This window comes from uncultured Corynebacterium sp. (genome assembly GCF_945649885.1).
Classification (GTDB): Bacteria; Actinomycetota; Actinomycetes; order Mycobacteriales; family Mycobacteriaceae; genus Corynebacterium.
The window spans coordinates 1-2,873 of record NZ_CALZFS010000197.1 but is presented as its reverse complement, the minus strand read 5'-3'; the positions used below and the strand labels follow the sequence as shown (position 1 = coordinate 2,873).

The 2,873-nt window shown below is 57.7% G+C and carries 2 protein-coding genes; both read left to right on the top strand.

All coding sequences use genetic code 11. From position 1 onward, the window contains the following. The first annotated feature begins 98 nt into the window (after positions 1–98). Complete coding sequence (gene fusA / locus Q0M74_RS13690; protein WP_293955390.1) at positions 99–2,225, top strand: elongation factor G; 2,127 nt, start codon at positions 99–101, stop codon at positions 2,223–2,225. Positions 2,226–2,583: 358 nt separating this feature from the next. Then, a partial coding sequence (locus Q0M74_RS13685) for a GTP-binding protein (protein ID WP_293955387.1) occupies positions 2,584–2,873 on the top strand: 290 nt, incomplete at its 3' end.

The following is a 2,873-nucleotide window of genomic DNA, read 5'->3' as shown; positions in this document are numbered from 1 at the left end:
CATCCAGGGCGTTGGAACAGGAACCCTTCACCGGGTTCGGAAGCCGACGCCCGGCGGTGAAGCGGGAAGCGCCACAACCAACAAGTTGGGGTACCACTGTGGCACAAGACGTGCTTAAGGATCTGAACAAGGTCCGCAACATCGGCATCATGGCTCACATTGACGCCGGTAAGACCACCACCACCGAACGCATCCTCTTCTACACCGGCATTAACCGTAAGGTCGGCGAGACCCACGACGGTGGCGCAACCACCGACTGGATGGAGCAGGAGAAGGAACGCGGCATCACCATCACCTCCGCCGCGGTGACCTGTTTCTGGGACGAGAACCAGATCAACATCATTGACACCCCAGGTCACGTCGACTTCACCGTTGAGGTCGAGCGCTCCCTGCGTGTCCTCGATGGCGCAGTTGCTGTCTTCGACGGCAAGGAGGGCGTTGAGCCTCAGTCCGAGCAGGTCTGGCGTCAGGCAACCAAGTACGACGTTCCACGTATCTGCTTCGTCAACAAGATGGACAAGCTGGGCGCGGACTTCTACTTCACCGTGGGCACCATCGAGGATCGCCTCGGTGCAAAGCCACTGGTCATGCAGCTCCCAATCGGTGCAGAGGATGCCTTCGACGGCGTCGTTGACCTTCTTGAGATGAAGGCTCTGACCTGGCGCGGCGTCACCCCGATCGGTACCGACGCAACCGTCGAGGAGATCCCAGCGGATCTGCTCGAGCGTGCACAGGAATACCGCGAGAAGCTCGTCGAGACCGTTGCTGAATCCGACGAAGAGCTCATGGAGAAGTACTTCGGTGGCGAAGAACTCACCATCGACGAGATCAAGGGTGCCATCCGCAAGATGGTCATCAATTCTGAGATCTACCCAGTGTTCTGTGGCACCGCCTACAAGAACAAGGGTGTTCAGCCACTGCTGGACGCTGTCATCGATTACCTCCCAACCCCACTGGACACCGGTGAGGTCGAGGGCATCGACGTCAAGGACGCTGAGGTCAAGCTGACCCGTAAGCCTTCTGACAATGAGCCACTGTCCGCACTGGCCTTCAAGATCGCAGCTCACCCATTCTTCGGCAAGCTGACCTTCGTCCGCGTTTACTCCGGCAAGGTCGAGCCAGGCGAGCAGGTCCTGAACTCCACCAAGAACAAGAAGGAACGCGTCGGCAAGCTGTTCCAGATGCACGCCAACAAGGAAAACCCTGTTGATATCGCGCACGCTGGTAATATCTACGCCTTCATCGGCCTGAAGGACACCACCACCGGTGACACCCTCTGCGATGCCGCGAACCCAATCATTCTTGAGTCCATGGACTTCCCGGATCCAGTTATCCAGGTTGCCATCGAGCCAAAGACCAAGTCTGACCAGGAGAAGCTGGGTGTCGCCATCCAGAAGCTCGCTGAAGAGGACCCGACCTTCACCGTCCACCTGGACGAGGAGTCCGGCCAGACCGTCATCGGCGGCATGGGCGAGCTGCACCTCGACGTCCTGGTTGACCGCATGAAGCGCGAGTTCAAGGTTGAGGCCAACATCGGTGACCCACAGGTCGCCTACCGTGAGACCATCCGCAAGGCGGTTGAGTCCCTCAGCTACACCCACAAGAAGCAGACCGGTGGTTCCGGTCAGTTCGCTAAGGTCATCATCTCCATTGAGCCTTACACCCCTGAAGAGGGAGAGCTTGAAGAGGGCGAGTCCGCAACCTACAAGTTCAACAACGCCGTCACCGGTGGCCGTGTTCCTAGGGAATACATCCCTTCTGTTGACGCCGGTATCCAGGACGCCATGCAGTACGGCTTCCTCGCTGGCTACCCACTGGTGAACGTCAAGGCCACCCTCGAAGACGGTGCCTACCACGACGTTGACTCCTCTGAAATGGCCTTCAAGCTCGCCGGTTCCCAGGCGTTCAAGGAAGCTGTTGCAAAGGCTAAGCCAGTTCTGCTGGAGCCAATCATGTCCGTGGAGATCACCACTCCTGAGGAGTACATGGGCGAAGTTATCGGTGACGTTAACTCCCGCCGTGGACAGATCGCATCCATGGATGACCGCTCAGGCGCCAAGATCGTCAAGGCCAAGGTTCCACTGTCCCAGATGTTCGGCTACGTCGGTGACCTCCGCTCCAAGACCCAGGGTCGTGCAAACTACTCCATGGTCTTCGATTCCTACGCAGAGGTGCCATCCAGCGTCGCTGCTGAGGTCATCGCAGAGCGCAACGGTACCGCTTAAGTTTTAAGCCGGTACATGTGGGAAGTTCACTTCCCACATTCACACATCCTGCGTTCTTAAGAATGTGCCAGAAGGGGCGTAGGGTGTAGTGGGGTAGCGGCCTGCAGAATGCATTGACATCTACCTGTTCAACAGGCCGGATGGGAGTGGATTGTGTTGGCCGTTACCCTGCGAAAATCCACAGGGTAACTGGTAGTTTGAAAATGACCGCCGGTGCCCCTAGGATCATGTAACTGGCACATTTTGTAATGCGCTAGATCTGTGTCCACAGTCCATGTGGCTGGTCCTCACAGTGAAAGCAAAAACCAATTCGTGGCTGCGAAAGTCGTAGCCACCACGAAGTCCAGGAGGACATACAGTGGCAAAGGCGAAGTTCGAGCGTACCAAGCCCCACGTAAACATCGGCACCATCGGTCACGTTGACCATGGTAAGACCACCACCACCGCGGCTATCACCAAGGTTCTGGCGGACTCATTCCCGGAGCTCAACGAGTCCTTCGCATACGACGCGATTGACAAGGCTCCTGAGGAGCGCGAGCGCGGAATTACCATCAACATCTCCCACGTGGAGTACCAGACCGAGAAGCGCCACTACGCACACGTTGACGCCCCGGGCCACGCCGACTACATCAAGAACATGATCACCGG